The 15,574-nt window shown below is 65.3% G+C and carries 16 protein-coding genes and 2 pseudogenes; 11 read left to right on the forward strand and 7 right to left on the reverse strand.

Annotation, left to right across the window (positions count from 1 at the left end):
- The first annotated feature begins 281 nt into the window (after nucleotides 1–281).
- A pseudogene (locus tag LRS09_RS10450) lies at nucleotides 282–589 on the forward strand (DUF2794 domain-containing protein).
- On the opposite strand, the gene LRS09_RS10455 reads toward LRS09_RS10450, so the two are convergent.
- The 4 genes from LRS09_RS10455 to LRS09_RS10470 form a co-directional block, all read right to left on the reverse strand.
- A complete protein-coding gene (locus LRS09_RS10455) occupies nucleotides 586–1,140 on the reverse strand; it encodes a GNAT family N-acetyltransferase (RefSeq protein WP_257806150.1) in 555 nt (184 codons plus the stop codon). The pseudogene LRS09_RS10450 and the gene LRS09_RS10455 sit on opposite strands and share 4 nt — an antisense overlap.
- A gap of 97 nt (nucleotides 1,141–1,237) precedes the next feature.
- The gene (locus LRS09_RS10460) at nucleotides 1,238–2,014 is read right to left on the reverse strand and encodes a Bax inhibitor-1/YccA family protein (protein WP_257806152.1); all 777 of its coding nucleotides are present in this window, start codon (nucleotides 2,012–2,014) and stop codon (nucleotides 1,238–1,240) included.
- A gap of 176 nt (nucleotides 2,015–2,190) precedes the next feature.
- Nucleotides 2,191–4,752 carry an ABC transporter permease gene (locus LRS09_RS10465; protein WP_257806160.1) on the reverse strand — a complete coding sequence of 854 codons (2,562 nt, stop codon included), beginning with the start codon at nucleotides 4,750–4,752 and terminating at the stop codon, nucleotides 2,191–2,193.
- On the reverse strand, nucleotides 4,749–5,441 hold the full coding sequence (locus LRS09_RS10470) for an ABC transporter ATP-binding protein (RefSeq protein WP_085462728.1): 693 nt from the start codon (nucleotides 5,439–5,441) through the stop codon (nucleotides 4,749–4,751). Before LRS09_RS10470 ends, LRS09_RS10465 begins: the two co-directional genes overlap by 4 nt.
- A gap of 61 nt (nucleotides 5,442–5,502) precedes the next feature.
- Between LRS09_RS10470 and LRS09_RS10475 the strand changes: the two genes are divergently transcribed.
- From LRS09_RS10475 to LRS09_RS10510, 8 genes are all read left to right on the forward strand, one after another.
- Nucleotides 5,503–6,129, forward strand: a complete 627-nt coding sequence (locus LRS09_RS10475; protein ID WP_257806165.1) for an arylesterase — start codon at nucleotides 5,503–5,505, stop codon at nucleotides 6,127–6,129.
- Between the two features lie 97 nt (nucleotides 6,130–6,226).
- Entirely contained in the window at nucleotides 6,227–6,811 is a 585-nt protein-coding gene (thpR, locus tag LRS09_RS10480) for an RNA 2',3'-cyclic phosphodiesterase (RefSeq protein ID WP_257806185.1), read from the forward strand.
- A gap of 69 nt (nucleotides 6,812–6,880) precedes the next feature.
- A complete protein-coding gene (locus tag LRS09_RS10485) occupies nucleotides 6,881–7,180 on the forward strand; it encodes a 4a-hydroxytetrahydrobiopterin dehydratase (protein WP_257806191.1) in 300 nt (99 codons plus the stop codon).
- Nucleotides 7,181–7,226: 46 nt separating this feature from the next.
- Nucleotides 7,227–7,598 carry a YkvA family protein gene (locus tag LRS09_RS10490; RefSeq protein WP_257806193.1) on the forward strand — a complete coding sequence of 124 codons (372 nt, stop codon included), beginning with the start codon at nucleotides 7,227–7,229 and terminating at the stop codon, nucleotides 7,596–7,598.
- Nucleotides 7,599–7,835: 237 nt separating this feature from the next.
- The gene (locus LRS09_RS10495; protein WP_257806196.1) at nucleotides 7,836–8,342 is read left to right on the forward strand and encodes an invasion associated locus B family protein; all 507 of its coding nucleotides are present in this window, start codon (nucleotides 7,836–7,838) and stop codon (nucleotides 8,340–8,342) included.
- Nucleotides 8,343–8,454: 112 nt separating this feature from the next.
- Nucleotides 8,455–9,696, forward strand: a complete 1,242-nt coding sequence (gene rlmN / locus LRS09_RS10500; RefSeq protein ID WP_257806205.1) for a 23S rRNA (adenine(2503)-C(2))-methyltransferase RlmN — start codon at nucleotides 8,455–8,457, stop codon at nucleotides 9,694–9,696.
- Nucleotides 9,693–10,166: a hypothetical protein gene (locus LRS09_RS10505; RefSeq protein ID WP_257806206.1), complete on the forward strand. Its 474-nt coding sequence runs from the start codon at nucleotides 9,693–9,695 to the stop codon at nucleotides 10,164–10,166. Before rlmN ends, LRS09_RS10505 begins: the two co-directional genes overlap by 4 nt.
- Nucleotides 10,163–10,663: a hypothetical protein gene (locus LRS09_RS10510; protein WP_257806209.1), complete on the forward strand. Its 501-nt coding sequence runs from the start codon at nucleotides 10,163–10,165 to the stop codon at nucleotides 10,661–10,663. The genes LRS09_RS10505 and LRS09_RS10510 overlap by 4 nt, the downstream gene beginning before the upstream one ends.
- Here LRS09_RS10510 and LRS09_RS10515 read toward each other — a convergent pair.
- Nucleotides 10,644–11,291 (reverse strand): LysE family translocator, encoded by a 648-nt coding sequence (locus tag LRS09_RS10515; RefSeq protein ID WP_257806210.1) that lies wholly within the window; start codon nucleotides 11,289–11,291, stop codon nucleotides 10,644–10,646. The genes LRS09_RS10510 and LRS09_RS10515 overlap by 20 nt on opposite strands.
- 98 nt (nucleotides 11,292–11,389) lie before the next feature.
- The gene (locus LRS09_RS10520; protein WP_257806213.1) at nucleotides 11,390–12,334 is read right to left on the reverse strand and encodes a hypothetical protein; all 945 of its coding nucleotides are present in this window, start codon (nucleotides 12,332–12,334) and stop codon (nucleotides 11,390–11,392) included.
- Nucleotides 12,335–12,546: 212 nt separating this feature from the next.
- Here LRS09_RS10520 and LRS09_RS10525 point away from each other — a divergent pair.
- A pseudogene (locus tag LRS09_RS10525) lies at nucleotides 12,547–13,774 on the forward strand (argininosuccinate synthase).
- Between the two features lie 70 nt (nucleotides 13,775–13,844).
- Here LRS09_RS10525 and LRS09_RS10530 read toward each other — a convergent pair.
- The gene (locus LRS09_RS10530) at nucleotides 13,845–14,639 is read right to left on the reverse strand and encodes a lytic transglycosylase domain-containing protein (RefSeq protein WP_257806218.1); all 795 of its coding nucleotides are present in this window, start codon (nucleotides 14,637–14,639) and stop codon (nucleotides 13,845–13,847) included.
- 207 nt (nucleotides 14,640–14,846) lie between these two features.
- Between LRS09_RS10530 and LRS09_RS10535 the strand changes: the two genes are divergently transcribed.
- Nucleotides 14,847–15,515 (forward strand): DUF1236 domain-containing protein, encoded by a 669-nt coding sequence (locus LRS09_RS10535; protein ID WP_257806219.1) that lies wholly within the window; start codon nucleotides 14,847–14,849, stop codon nucleotides 15,513–15,515.
- Nucleotides 15,516–15,574: the final 59 nt, after the last annotated feature.

Genomic DNA, 15,574 nt, shown 5'->3' on the forward strand with positions numbered 1-15,574 from the left:
CATCCGCATACTTCTGTCGAATACGGGCCAGAGGTGGATTATTTCGCGGCGAGATTGTGTCAAAGCGATCACCAATATCACGTCGCTTTCATCATGCGTGAACTTGCGTGATCGGCCCGCCGCTCCCTTTCCGGGATTAGATATTGATTTCGTTCGGCGAAAGCGCGACCTTGTCACTCAACTGTCACGGAGTGGAGCGGATGGTCGATCGCAGCGCCGGCGGGGAGGGCGATGACAGCTCCGCAATATTGATCCCGCTGTCGGACGTGCGCCGCCAGCGGATGGACATCCCGGTAACGTTCGACAGGCGCGAACTCGATCTGATTCTCAGGCTCTACGGACGGATGGTCGCCGCCAATGAATGGCGCGACTACGCCATCGACCACATGAGCGACCGGGCGGTCTTCTCGGTCTTCCGCCCGTATCCAGCGAGACCCCGCTCTACCGGATCGTGAAGGACCCTTCGCTTGCCCGCCGCCAAGGCGCCTATTCGGTCGTCGCGGCCTCGGGCATGATCCTGAAGCGCGGCCACGAGCTGGCCCGCGTGCTGACCGTCTTCGACAAGACGCTGAAGCTGGTGGAAGCCTAGGCCATCCGGCCGGGAAGTGATTCGGGATCGGGCGGCAGATCCTTGCCGCCGTTCATCGTGATCTGCATGAACACGGTATCGAGCCAGCGGCCGTGCTTGTAGCCCGAGCCCTCCAGCGTGCCCGCATGGCGGAAGCCCGCCTTCTCGTGCAGGCGGATGGAGGCGAGGTTGCGCTCCCCATCGCCGATCACCGCCGCAATCTGGCGGAAGCCGAGCCGGGTGCATTCCGCGACAAGCCGCGCGAGCAGCAAGGTGCCAATGCCCTTTCCCTGTGATTCGGGCGCGAGATAGATCGAGTCCTCGACCATGAAGCGATAGGCGCGGCGCGGCCTGAACGGCCCGGCATAGGCATAGCCGAGGATCGTGTCGCCTTCGGCGGCGACGAAATAGGGATAGCCGGCCGACACGAGTCCCTGATAGCGGCTTCGCATCTCCTCCAGGCTGGGAGCCTCCAACTCGTAGCTCGCCGCACCATGCGTCACCGCGTCCGCATAAATGGCGGCAATGGCGGGCAGGTCGTCGGGAACGGCGGGTCGGATGTCGATGGTCATGGCGCTTTCCCCAATTGGCTGCGCTCGCGATACCGCATCATCAGGGCAAAGAAAAGGGCGGCCGAAGCCGCCCTTTCCGAAGTCCGGTCTGCGTTCGTTACTCGCGGTTGCCGAGGAACGACAGCAGGAACGAGAACAGGTTGATGAAGTCGAGGTAGAGCGTCAGCGCGCCCATGATGGCCTTGCGGCCGGCGACCAGCACTTCGTCGCCCTCGAAATACATCTCCTTGATCTTCTGCGTGTCGTAGGCCGTCAGGCCCGCGAAGATCAGCACGCCGATCGCCGAGATCGCGAACTGCAACGCCGGCGAGGCGAGGAAGATGTTCACGATCATCGCGATGATCAGGCCGAACACGCCCATGATCAGGAACGAGCCCCAGCCCGTCAGGTCGCGCTTCGTCGTGTAACCGAACAGCGAGAGCGCGCCGAACGAGGCCGCCGTGATGAAGAAGGTCTGCACGATCGACGCCGAGGTGTAGACCAGGAAGATCGACGACAGCGACAGACCCATCAGCGCGGCGAAGACCCAGAACGTCGTCTGGGCAGCCGACACCGACATGGTGTGGACGCGGGCGCTCAGGAAGAAGACCACGCCGAGCGGCGCGAGCATCACGACCCAGCGCAGCGGCGAGCCGTAGAGAGCGGTGCCGAGCGCGGTCAGCATCTTGCCGTTGCCGAGGGTGGCCGCGGCGGCGGCGGGATCATTGGTGGTGGCGAGCATCATGGTGCCGAGCGCCGCCAGACCGGTAATCGCGAGCCCGAGCGCCATAAGGTTGTAAACCTTGAGCATATAGGCGCGCAGGCCCTCGTCGATGCCAGTGTCGACGCGGGTGCCCGCGCCGGCACGCATCTGGTAGTTCCGAAGGTCAGCCATAGGAGTTCCTCTTTGCTACTGCCCCGTCGGGTGTCGGTGCGCGGCGGTCCGCGCTCCAGGCTCCGCTGGCGGGGCTCCAGCATGCCTACGGCGTAATATGATCATTCTTCGTGTCTGTAACAAGGCCCGTTACGAGGCGACACGCCCTGTGATCATACAAAGTAGTAAAAATGGGCTCACAGCTCGCGGAGGACGGGTGCGGCCTTCTGTCCGAGGACGCGCCAGGTGCCCGCCAGACCGATCCCGACGGTCAACAGCAATGCAAACAGCACGGTCCCGACCGCGACCTCCGGCAGGAAGCTCGACGGCAGGGTCATGATCCGCGCCACGACGAACCAGGCGGCGACACCGCCGGCGAGAAGTGCGAAGACGGCGGTGGCGAGCCCGATGAGCATGTATTCGAGCGAAAACGCCCCGATCAGCGTGCCGCGCGTCGCGCCGAGCATCTTCAGCACCACGGCATCATGAACCCGCGCGCGATTCCCCGCCGCCAGCGCCCCGGCCAGAACGAGCACGGAGGCGATCAGGGCCACGGCCGCGGCCGCACGGATCGCGACTCCGAGCTGTCCGATCAGCCGGTTGACGATATCGAGCGCGTCCTTGACCCGCACCGTGGTCACTCCCGGAAACGCCCGCGTCACCTCGTTCAGGATCCGCGCTTCTTCCGCAGCGCTCGCCTTCCGATCGAGCAGGGTCGCAAGCCAGGCATGCGGCGCGCCCGCAAAAGCGTTGGGCGAGAAGACCATCACGAAGTTGATGCCCATTGATTCCCATTCGACCTGGCGCAGATTGGCGATGCGGGCCGTGACGTTGCGGCCGAGCACGTTGACCGTGACCGTATCGCCGATCTTCAGGCCGATCTCGCCGGCTTCCTCGGCCGAGAACGACACCAGCGGCTCGCCGGAATAATCCTTCGGCCACCATTGGCCGGCGCTCAGCGTCGCATTTTCCGGAACTGTTTCGGAGTAGGTGATGCCACGGTCGCCACGCAGGACCCACTGGCCCTCCGGCGGCACCTCGATCTTCTGCACGTCGACGCCGTTCAGTTCGATGACGCGCCCGCGCAGCATCGGCACCTTGGTCAAGGTTCCGCCAGGCGATGCCTGCGAGACCAGGGTGCTGAAGCGATCGACATCGGCGGGCTGGATGTCGACGAAGAAGAAATTCGGTGCCCGCTCCGGCAGGTTGCCGGAGATCTGGCGGCGCAGATTGCCGTCGATCAGGGCGAGCGTCACGAGCAGGGTGAGGCCGAGGCCGAGCGACAGCACGACCGACGGCGTGAGCGCACCCGGCCGATGGATGTTGCCGATGGCGAGGCGCAGCGGCGTGGAGCGGACCGCGGGAGCGCGCCGCGCCAGCCATTGCACCAGCTCCGCGACGCTGCGCAGGACGATGAAAGCGAACACCGCCGCGCCGACGAAGATCAGCGCGATCAGACGATCGGACGAGAACCATATCGCCAGTCCCGCGAGCAGGACGGCAATGCCGCCCGCCGCGACGAGATAAGGCAGGCGCGGCAGCCCACGGCCTTCCAGTCCCAGTTCGCGGAAGAGCGCGGTCGCCGGAATGTCGCGCGCGCGACCAAGCGGCAGGACGGCAAAGGCGAGCGTGACGAGAACGCCGAACAAGACGGCCATCGCAAGCGCGTCCGGATAGACGCCGCCTTCCGCCGGAACCGGGATAACGGAGGACAATGCGGCGCTCGCCGCGAAGGGCATGACGAGGGCGATGCCGAGGCCGATCAATATGCCGATCGCCGCGACGATCATCACCTGGACCAGATAGACCGAGAACACGAACCCGCCGGAGGCGCCGACGCTCTTCAGCGTGGCGATCACGCCGCGCTTGGCGTCGAGATGCGCGCGCACCGCGTTCGCGACGCCGACGCCGCCCACCACGAGCGCGGTCAGGCCGACCAGCGTCAGGAACTGCGAGAACCGCTCGACATTGCTGGAGAGCGAGGGGGCCGCGTTGGCGCGGGAGCGGATGCTCCAGCCGGCCTGCGGAAAGTCGGCCTGCGCGCTGTCCGAAATGAGTTTTATGTCGGCCTCCGTCGCTCCGGCCGGCAGCCTTATCTTGTAACCATGCTCGACCAGGCTGCCCGGCTGGATCAGCCCGGATGCCCTCAAGCCGTCTATCGACACCATCAGGCGAGGCGCGAAGCCGAAGCCTTCGGAGACGAGATCGGGCTCGTCGACGATGCGGGCGCGCAATTCGAAGGTCGCACCGCCGAGCCTGATGCGCGCCCCGTCGGACAGCTTGAGCTGGTCGAACAGGAGGTCGGGCGCCGCGGCGCCCCAGATGCCGTTGCGCTCACCGAACAGATCGTCATGCGAAAGCGCGGGCTGGGTCGCCAGCGAGCCGTAGAGGGGATAGGCGCCGTCGACCGCCTTCACTTCCACGAGCGTCTGGTCGGAACCGTCCTCCAGCCGCGCCATGGAACGCATGCCGGCGCTGACTGCGAGATCGCCCTGCGCCTTCAGGAAGGCGAGCTCCTTTTCGGACGCCTCGCGCTGCATGAGGTTGAACCGCATGTCGCCGCCGAGCAGCGTCTGGCCCTGGCTCGCGACCGAGGAGGTGATCGCGCGGGCGACGGAATTCACGCCGCCGATGGCGCCGACGCCGAGTGCGATGCAGGTAATGAAGATGAAGAAGCCTTTCAACCCGCCGCGCATCTCGCGCAGGGCGAATCGGAAGGCCAGGCGCAGCGACTGCGCAGACGCCGAGTTCGCCTTCATGCGCTCACAGCCATCGGCGGCGTTTCGATCCGCCCCGAGCGGATCGCGATCTGGCGCTGGCAGCGCGCGGCGAGCGCCGGGTCGTGCGTGACGAGCACCAGCGTCATGCCGCGCTCGCGCGCCTTGGCAAACAGGAGATCGGCGATATGCCGGCCCGTCGCCTGGTCAAGATTGCCGGTCGGCTCGTCGGCAATGAGGATGGAGGGCGTCGGCGCCAGCGCACGCGCGATCGCGACGCGCTGCTGTTCTCCGCCTGAAAGCTGGCCGGGATAGTGCCTGATCCGCTCCCCCAGCCCGACCGCTGCGAGCTCCCGCTCGGCGATCGCGAACGCATCGGCGACGCCCGCCAGTTCCAGCGGAACGGCGACGTTCTCCAGCGCCGTCATGTTGGGGATGAGGTGGAACGACTGGAACACGATCCCGACATTGCGGCCCCTGAAGCGCGCGATCTCGTCCTCGCTGCGGCCGTTGAGCGTCTCGCCGGCGATGCGCACCGTGCCGCCGTCCACGCCTTCGAGGCCGGCGAGAACCATCAGCAGCGTCGACTTGCCGGACCCCGAAGGCCCGACGATCCCAACCGCCTCGCCGCGTGCGACGGCAAGGCTGATCCCGCGCAGCACGTGAACGCGGGACGCACCCTGGCCGAGGGTCAGCGAGACGTCCTCGAGTTCGATAACGGCTTCTGTCACGGCGGATTGGTCCTATATGGAGGTCTGTCGGGCAGGTCGTGGCTCATATGGGAAACGGATGATGGCATTCAAACAGGCGAAACGCGCTTTTTGCACTGCACTAATTTGTGTTGTCGCATGGGCAGCGCCGGCGGCGGCCGAAACATTCGGGATCGTCGGCTTCGGCGACAGCCTGATGGCGGGCTTCAATCTGGGTCCCGACGAGGGTTTCCCGCAGAAACTGGAAGCGGCGCTGAAGGCGCGCGGGCACGACGTCAGCGTGGCGAATGCCGGCGTTTCGGGCGACACCACGTCCGGCGGCCTGTCGCGGCTCGACTGGTCCGTGCCGGACGGCACCGACCTGGTGATCCTCGAGCTTGGCGCGAACGACATGCTGCGCGGCCTGCCGCCGCAGATCACCGAAGACAACCTCGACCGGATGATGGCCTCACTCAAGGCCCGCGGCATCGGTATCGTCCTGGTCGGAATGCTCGCAGCCCCCAATCTCGGCCCGGACTACGCGACCGCCTTCAACGGAATCTATCCGAAGCTCGCGGCGAAATACGGCGTGCCGCTCGTTCCGTTCTTCCTCGACGGGGTGGCGGCAAACCCGTCGCTGCAGCTCGAGGACGGTCTTCATCCCAATGCCGCAGGCGTCGACCGGATGGTCGAAGGCGCGCTGCCGATCATCGAACCATTGATCAGGTGACGTTCCGCGAGGCCGCGGTAGGTCGGAAATAATCGCTTGCCCGGTCGGCCATTCGATGATTCGCTGCAATGCGAGATCGAATCGAGGAGGTGCCATCATGCCCCGTCTGTTCACCGCCCTCGAGATCCCGCGCGACGCCGCGCTCTCCCTCTCCCTCCTGCGCGGAGGGCTTCCCGGCGCCCGCTGGATCGACGTCGAGAACTATCATCTCACGCTGCGCTTCATCGGCGATGTCGAAGGCCATGTGGCCGACGAGGTCGCCAACGCGCTGGACCGGGTGCGGCGCCCGTCGTTCGACCTCACCTTGTCCGGCGTCGGCGCCTTCGGGTCCAAGAAGCCGCACTCGATCTATGCCGGCGTGATACCCTCTCCCGAGCTCAACGCGCTGCAGGGCGAGATCGACCGCATCTGCACCCGTGTCGGCGCGCCGTCGGACCAGCGCAAGTTCGTGCCTCATGTGACGCTTGCCCGCCTGCGCAACGGCAATGACGGCGAAGTGGCCCGCTATCTGTCGGCGCGGGGGAATTTCGCCGCGATGCCATTCCGGGTGTCGCGATTCGTACTGATGTCGTCACGCGATTCGGTCGGCGGCGGCCCCTACATCGTCGAAGAGGCCTGGCCGCTCGGCATGGTGGACACGCGGTCGGCCGGCCGGCCCGACGCCTTGCGGATGATGCGATAGCGGCTGGACTGTCCCCGCGCTGCCGGCGCACTATCTCTGCCTGAAGCGGATCGTCTGAAGGAGGATCGGATGGCGAGGGATCTTCTGGCAACGGACGAGCTGGTCAAGGCAGTCGCAGATCTGCCCGGCTGGTCGGTCGCGAGCGACGGCCTGTCGATCGAACGCACCTTCGAGTTCCGCAACTTCAGCGAAGCCTTCGCCTTCATGACCCGCACTGCGCTGGCGGCGGAAAAGATGAACCACCATCCCGACTGGTCGAACGTCTACAAGACCGTGAAAGTGACGCTCTCCACGCATGACAGGGGCGGCGTGACCGAACTCGACATCGAGCTTGCCAAGCGCATGAACCGCTATGCTGGCGTGGATTGAAATCGCCCATGCGCTACCCACATTTTCCGGCAAGGAGAATGCCGGGATGAAGCGGATCGACATCGACGAGATACTGGAGCCTGGCGACGCGGAAGAGACCGGCCGCCGCGAGAAGCGTGTCCGGCTCGAGTTCTGGCGCACCGCCAAGCGCGCCGCGCGCCATGTTCCCTTCATGGACGAACTGGTCGCAGCCTATTACTGCGCGCTCGATCCGAAGACGCCTTTCCGCGTCCGCGGCACTCTGCTGGCCGCGCTTGCCTACTTCGTCCTGCCGCTCGACTTCATCCCCGACTTCCTCGTCGGCTTCGGTTTCACCGACGACGTGGCCGTGCTGACAGCGGCGATCACTGCCATCCGCACCCATATCAAGCCGGCTCACCGGCTCGCCGCGAAGAAGTCGCTCGCCGAGGTCGACTAGGCCAAGGTCAAACTCTTGCCGCTTTCCTACCCCTCTTTCGAGGCCGGCAAGGGCGCGGGGCCTGCTGTCGCGATGAATTTGCGCCAATGAGGCGCTCCGCACCGGGTTGGGTCCGGAAACGGTCGGGTGGTAACCCTTTCGTAACCTGGATTTAATCAAATTGTATCAGATGCGTCGGCGATGGCACGTTTCCGGGGACGCGTTTCCGGCGCTCGGCACGAACTGCGGCAGGACAATATGCACAAGACACTCCCCCTCCTGATTGCCGGCGCGATGCTCGCGGCGGGCGGTATTGCGCAGGCGCAGAACATCGCCAAGATCGGCCAGAAGGGCGATTGGGCGCTCTATTCCTACAACGACGAGAAGGGCAAGGTCTGCTACACGCTGACCATCCCGACAGACAAGCAGCCGCCTTCGCTCGACCACGGCAAGTCGATGTATTTCGTGGTTTCGCAGAAGCCCGGCCAGAACGTCAGCTTCGAACCGCAGTTCAACGCCTCCTACAATTTCCAGGAGAACTCGAAGGTCGAGGTGACGGTGGGCGACAAGAAGTTCGCCATGTTCACCAAGGGCAATCGCGCCTGGATGGAGAACGCTGCCGAGGAGCCGGCGCTGATCTCCGCGATGCGCGCAGGCGCCGACATGAAGGTCGCCGCCAAGTCGGGTCGCGGCAATCCGACCAGCTACGTCTTCTCGCTGAAGGGTATATCCGCCGCCCTGACCGACATCTCGAACTGCAAGTAATCCTGCCTTTTCGCGCATTGCGGGCCGCCATCGTGACGGATGGCGGCTCTTGTGTTATCTGGCGCCGGACGATGCGGATGACTATCTCCGCGAAAACGGCTTTTCGACACCAATGGCAGTCACGGTTTTAAACGATACGCGGGCGGATGGCGCCCGCGCCACACCCGGCATTTCCGCGCAGACCTCGCGCGAGAAGCCGTCGCTTATCGGCATGTCCCGCGAGGAGATGGCGCAGGCGCTCGTCGGCGCCGGCGTGCCTGAGCGCCAGGCGAAGATGCGCGTGAGCCAGCTCTGGCACTGGCTCTACGTGCGCGGCGTCTCCGACTTCGGCCAGATGTTCAACATCTCGAAGGAGCTGCGCGCGACGCTTGCCAAGCACTTCACCATCGCCCGGCCCGAAATCGTCGAGGAACAGATTTCGCAGGACGGGACACGCAAGTGGCTCTTCCGCTTTCCCGCACGCGGCGCCGGCCGGCCGGTCGAGATCGAGACGGTCTACATCCCCGAGGAAGGTCGCGGCACGCTCTGCATCTCGTCCCAGGTCGGCTGCACGCTGACCTGTTCCTTCTGCCACACCGGCACGCAGAAGCTGGTGCGCAATCTGACCTCGGAAGAGATTCTCGCCCAGCTCCTGGTGGCGCGCGACCGTCTCGGCGACTTCCCCGACCGCGACACGCCCGCCGGCGCAATCGTGCCGTCCGAGGGCCGCAAGGTGTCCAACATCGTGATGATGGGCATGGGCGAGCCGCTCTACAATTTCGACAACGTCAAGAAGGCGCTGCTGATCGCCTCCGACGGCGACGGGCTGGCGCTCTCCAAGCGCCGCATTACCCTGTCGACCTCGGGCGTCGTGCCGGAGATCGTGCGTACCGGCGCCGAGCTCGGCGTGATGCTCGCCATCTCGCTGCATGCGCCCAACGACGACCTGCGCGACCTGCTGGTGCCGATCAACAAGAAGTATCCGCTCGACCAACTGATGGCCGCCTGCCGCGCCTATCCCGGGCTGTCCAACGCCAAACGAATCACCTTCGAATATGTGATGCTGCGCGACGTCAACGATTCCATCGACGACGCCAAGGCGCTCATCAAGCTGCTCAAGGGTATCCCCGCCAAGATCAACCTGATCCCGTTCAACCCCTGGCCCGGCACCAACTACCAGTGCTCGGAGTGGGAGACGATCGAGAAGTTCGCCGACTACATCAATGAGGCCGGCTACGCCTCGCCGATCCGCACCCCGCGCGGCCGCGACATTCTCGCCGCCTGCGGCCAGCTCAAGTCCGAATCCGAACGCATGCGCCGCGTCGACCGCCTGGCGCTGGAAGCGATGATGATCGCGGGGCACGGCGAGGAGTGAGGATCGGCGCGATCGTCCGCGCCGGGGCGGTCGTCCTCGTCCGTGACGCGATCCCATATGCCGTCGCGTCCATGGTCGCCGCGGTCACTATCGTGGTCCTCGTTCTGATGACCGACGCATTCGAGGGTCGCACCCATTCCGCCAGTGACCTCGCGCTGATGCTGGTTGTCGGCACGATGGCGACATTCATCTATGCCATGCCGCTGGCGATCATATTCGTCACGATCGGCGAGTGGCGCCGCTACGGGCCTCTCTACTATGTCCTCGCCGCGCCGGCCTGCGCATTGGCGTCTTTCATGGTCCTGTATCTGTTCGCCCCGGAGACGGCATTCCCATGGTGGCAGTTTGGACTGGTGACCGCGGGGGGCTTCGCCGGCGGGCTCGGCTTCATCGCGACGCGCGCGTTGCTTGTCCGTTTCCTAGGCGACCTGACATTCCGCGCTCCGGCAGAGGAAAGCCCTCCACAATGACCGTCTTCCTGCGCATCCTCGGCCAGTTGATCCTGATCCTCGTCGGCTATGCCGTCGCCTCCGTCGTCGCGAGCGCCTTTCTGCACCTCATCTTTCTAACGTCCGCTGGCTTCGAGGCCGAAGAGGCACCGGTGCTCGTCATGGGCTCGGTCGTCTTCTCGATCCCGTTCGTCGCGCTGTTCACAGCCTACTTTGCGTTCCTGCCCGCCGTCGTCGCGATCGGCATCGGAGAAATCCTCGGCGCACGCGACTGGCTTTATTATTCAATTGCTGGCGGCGTCGTGGGTGCCTGCGTGATCGCCTTGTTCTGGTTCTACCTGCCACCGTCGCTCGATCTCGAGCCGGGGGCGATCGCGACCCGCGACCCGCTGGTCGAGAATCCCTACGTGCTGTCCACCGTCATCGGTGCCGGCATCCTCGGCGGCATCGCCTATTGGGCCGTCGCCGGGCGCCTGGCTGGGGGCTGGAGGTCCCGCGCTACTTTGCCTGCGCGGTGAGGATCTTGAGCGCGAAGGCCGAGAACACGCCGGCAAACAGATAGTCGATCGCCCGCGTGATGCGCGGGCTGCCGCGCAGAAGCGACGACACTTTGTCGGCGGCGAAAACGAGCCCGACGCTGATCGGAATCGAGATCAGCACGAAGAGACCGCCCAGCACGAAGAGCTTGGCCGCCGCGTGCGGGTCGGCGGCCGAAACGAATTGCGGCAGGAAGGTCATGAAGAACAGGATGACCTTGGGATTGAGCAGGTTGACGCCGATCCCGGTCGCCCAGTTCTGCAGCAGCGAATGGCGCCGCCCGCCCTTGCGCTCCGGCGAGAAGGTCGAGCCGTGCCGGATCGCCTGCCAGGCGAGCCAGACGAGGTAGCCCGCGCCAAAGATCTTCAGCGCCAGGAACGCCTCGGGCGAGGCGAGGATCAGCGCCGACAGGCCGAGTGCGACCAGGGTGGTGTGGATCACGCAGCCGGTCATGGCGCCGAACGCACAGGCGAGCCCCGCCGCGCGTCCTTCGGAGAGCGCACGGCCGACGAACAGCGTCATGTCCGGCCCCGGGGTGATCGCGATGATGACGGTCGCGACCGCGAACTGCGCAAGGATGGCGAGATCTGGGACGTATCCGGAAAACATGTGCGCGCGGGTCCGATGAAGCCTCCCCCACGCTCTACATCAAGAAGGACGTCGCCGGAACAGCCAGCTCGCGGCCGCAGCAGCGCCAGCGCCGGCGCTTACTGTTGATTTTCCGGCTGCGGCGCCCCCGGAGCGGTCGCGACTGCGTCGCCATCCGACACGCCATAGGCCGTCCCGTCCCAGGCCCACAGCACCTCATCGCCGCCGCCCTTCTTCGGAAGCGCGATCAGGTTCGGCCATCCGTCGACCAGGGTGCGGTTGTCGAGGTAGAGGTCGGCGCCCTCGGCATCGTAGACCTGTGTCCACGCGGCGGCATTGGAAAGACGCGAATAGGCGGCGACGTTGCAGCCCGACGCGCCATAGTACCAGGACGAGCCGCACAGTTCGACGAAGAGCAGGCTGCGGCCGTCCGGCAGCACCGATTTGGCCGCGGAGACGACCGGCTCGGCCGTGGTCGCCTGACGGAACAGCTCGATCTCGTCCTTGCGAAGCTCCTTCGCCTCCAGGAGGTAGGAGCTGTACGGGGTAAGCCCGATGCGCTCATAGCCCGACATGTCGCGCTTCGAGCAGAGCGGCTCGGCGGTCTCGATCGCGACCTTGGACCCGCGCAGCGGGAAAATGGCTTCGAGCGCGGGTTCCGCGCCGTCGATCGTGATCTTTGCCCGCGTCCCGGTCTTCATCGGCGAGATCGCAAGGCCTGCCACCGGGACCGAGATCGTCGCATTCTCGAGTGTCGCGCGCGTTTCGAAGCTCTGCGCGCCGACGAAGAGCTTCGCCGCAGCTTCACCCGACGGCGCAGTTGCTTCCGGGGAAAGGGTGAGCCGCAGCGACCATCTCTGTTCGGCGCAGGCGAGCGAGGCGGCCGCAATGCCCTTGGCCTGCAAGGGATCGGGAAGCGTGATCGTCGCCTCTCCTTCGACCGGAACCCAGCGGTCGGCCGCAAGCGCGGACGGCGACCATCCGCAGGCAACCGCGAGCATCGCCCCGCCGAACCATCTGCCCAATGAGGAACCTGCACGGCCCGCGACGGCGTGTCTTTGCATCGAACTGCACTCCTCCAGAGGACTGGCTGCAATCGCGGATTGCATCACGAATCAACGACGAGTGTATTCCAGGGCGCAGAGCCGGCAAAAGCAAATCACGCCCACGCGAGCACTGTCGCCGGCGGCGGCCTTGCCGGCCGGCCCTTTCCTGCTAAAAGAACGCGCGAAACGCGGGCTTTTCCCGTTGCGCAGCAGATCTGACAGGACCGGCAATGTCGAAGTGGAAGAACGTCAAGAAAGTCGTCCTCGCCTATTCAGGCGGCCTGGACACCTCGATCATCCTGAAGTGGCTGCAGACCGAGCTCGGCGCCGAGGTGGTCACCTTCACTGCGGACCTCGGCCAGGGCGACAGCGACCTCGAGCCCGCCCGCAAGAAGGCGGAGATGATGGGCGCCAAGGAGATCTACATCGAGGACGTGCGTGAGGAATTCGTCAGGGACTTCGTCTTCCCGATGTTCCGCGCCAACGCGGTCTATGAAGGCACCTACCTGCTCGGCACCTCGATCGCCCGCCCGCTGATCTCCAAGCACCTTGTCGAGATCGCCCGCGAGACCGGCGCCGACGCGGTCGCGCACGGCGCCACCGGCAAGGGCAACGACCAGGTGCGGTTCGAACTGTCGGCCTATGCGCTGAACCCCGACATCAAGGTCATCGCGCCGTGGCGCGACTGGTCGTTCAAGTCGCGCACCGACCTGATCGACTTCGCGGAAAAGCTACCAGATCCCGATCGCCAAGGATAAGCGCAACGAGGCGCCGTTCTCGGTCGACGCCAACCTCCTGCACTCTTCCTCCGAAGGCAAGGTGCTGGAGGATCCGTGGGTCGATCCGCCGGAATATGTCTACCAGCGCACCATCTCGCCGATGGACGCTCCGGACAAGGTTACCGAGATAATCATCGGCTTCGAGAAGGGCGATGCCGTCTCGATCGACGGCAAGAAGCTTTCGCCGGCGTCCATCCTTTCGGCCCTGAACGACCTCGGCCGCGACAACGGCATCGGCCGGCTTGACCTGGTGGAAAACCGCTTCGTCGGCATGAAGTCGCGCGGCGTCTACGAGACCCCCGGCGGCACGATCCTCCTGGCCGCCCACCGCGCCATCGAATCGCTCACGCTCGATCGCGGCGCCGGCCACCTGAAGGACGACATCATGCCCCGCTATGCGGAGCTGATCTACAACGGCTTCTGGTTCTCGCCCGAGCGCGAGATGCTGCAGGCGCTCATCGACAAGAGCCAGGAGGATGTCGAAGGCGAGGTGCGGCTGAAGCTCTACAAGGGCAATGTCATCGTCTCCGGCCGCCGCTCGCCGAAGTCGCTCTATCGCAACGACCTCGTGACCTTCGAGGACGACCGCGGCGCCTACGACCAGAAGGACGCCGAAGGCTTCATCCGGCTCAACGGCCTGCGGCTGCGGACGCTCGGGGCGCGCAACCGGCCCGTTTGAACAATCAGCCTATCGCGACGAAAAAGGCCGGCCAAGCGGCCGGCCTTTTCTTTGATTGCAGACAGATCGATCACTCGGCGTCGATGGCGTCGGCCATGATGATGATGGCCTGCTGGTAGACCGAGGCCGAGTTCCAGCCCGCGATCGCGCCGCGATTGGCGCTTGCCGGGCCGCCGCCATATCCATGCCCGCGCAGGAAGTTGGCCGTCGAGGCGAGTGCGGTGGACTTGTCGCGCAGGTTCAGGCTGCCGACGCCATATTTCAGGATGTTGCCCGGAAGGAACTGGGTGTGGCCAAACTCGCCATGCGCGGCACCCACGGTGCCGGCGGTGAGCACGCCGCGATCGACGAGCTTGAGGGCCGCAAGCGCGTGCGGCGTGAAGAATTCGGGGCGGCGGCAGTCATAGGCGAGCGTGACGATTGCCGAGACCGTATTCTGGTTGCCCATGGCAGCGCCGAAGCCGGTCTCCATCCCCCAGATCGCCAGCAGCGGGCCGGGCGGGACGCCGTAACGACGCTCGATGTCGGCGAACATGGCTGCGTTGGCCTTCTTCAGCGACCGTCCCTTCGAGATGATCGTCGCGCCGCCGCGACGCTTCATGAAGTCCTGGACCGAACCGCTGAAGGCCTTCTTCACCGCGCGGTCGACCTTGATGGTGGCGTTCGCGTATTTCGCGCCGGCTAGGGCCTGAAGCCCCTTGCTCTTGACCCCGGCGCCCTTGGCTTCCGCGGCAAATGCCTGCTTCCAGGTCTCGAAGCCGCTTGCATCCTTACCGCAGCTCGCTGCGTTCGCCGCCCCCGCACTCAATGCAAGCGCGACCAGAAGACCCGAAGCAAGCTTTGCGCCCTGCGCAAGAAAAGCCATGTATCTCTCCAAAACCGTGATTCCGCAGGTTTCTGCCATCGGGAAGTTGCGTTGTCACGGTTAAGATGAAGTTGCGACCGTTCAATGTCGCGTTATCTCGCTCGCTGTTTCCTGTCTGTTACACCACACTCTATCTCCAGGCTCGCTGGAACGATCTCTCCCGCCCGCCGTTTGGCTCCCCGAAGGGATTAAACCAGGAGAGACCCCATGAGAACCCGAACCATCCTGCCGATCGCCGCCGTGGCGCTTGCGGCTTTTGCCGGCGCCGCGTCTGCGCAGACGGCCGTCACCGCCACTACCGACCTGAATGTCCGTGGCGGCCCGGGCCCGGAATATCCTGTCATCGGAATGATCGCAGCAGGCGCCCCCGCCGATCTCGGCGGCTGTCTCGAAAACAGCAAATGGTGCCAGGTCGGTACCGCCAGCGGTCCAGGCTGGGTCTATTCTGACTATCTGTCGGTGGACATGAACGGCACTGCGTCCATCGTCACCGAAAGCCGGTCCTCAGTTCCGGTGGTGACCTATGAGCGGCCGCAGGGCGGCGGCGGTGCCGTGGCTGGCGGCGCGACCGGTGCGGTGGCCGGCGCAATCGTCGGCGGGCCGATCGGCGCGGTTGTGGGCGGCGTTGCCGGAGCCGCGATCGGCGGCACGGCCGAGGGCCTTGCTTCACCGCCTCCGGATAAGGTCGTTTCCTATGTGCGCACGAACCAGGTCCAGCCCGTCTATCTCGACGGCGAGGTCGTGGTCGGCGCCAGCCTTCCGGAGACTGTCACCCTGGCGGAGGTGCCGGACTACGAATACCGCTACGTCTATGTGAACGGCCAGCCGGTGCTGGTCGAACCGCAGACGCGTCGTATCGTCTACGTCGTCCGCTAATCGCGCGCGACAGACATGGTCCGCCGGGCCGAAAACGGCCCGGCGGAATTCGTTTGCTC

Origin of the sequence: Mesorhizobium sp. J428 (assembly GCF_024699925.1) — a bacterium.
In the GTDB taxonomy this organism is placed as follows: domain Bacteria; phylum Pseudomonadota; class Alphaproteobacteria; order Rhizobiales; family Rhizobiaceae; genus Mesorhizobium_A.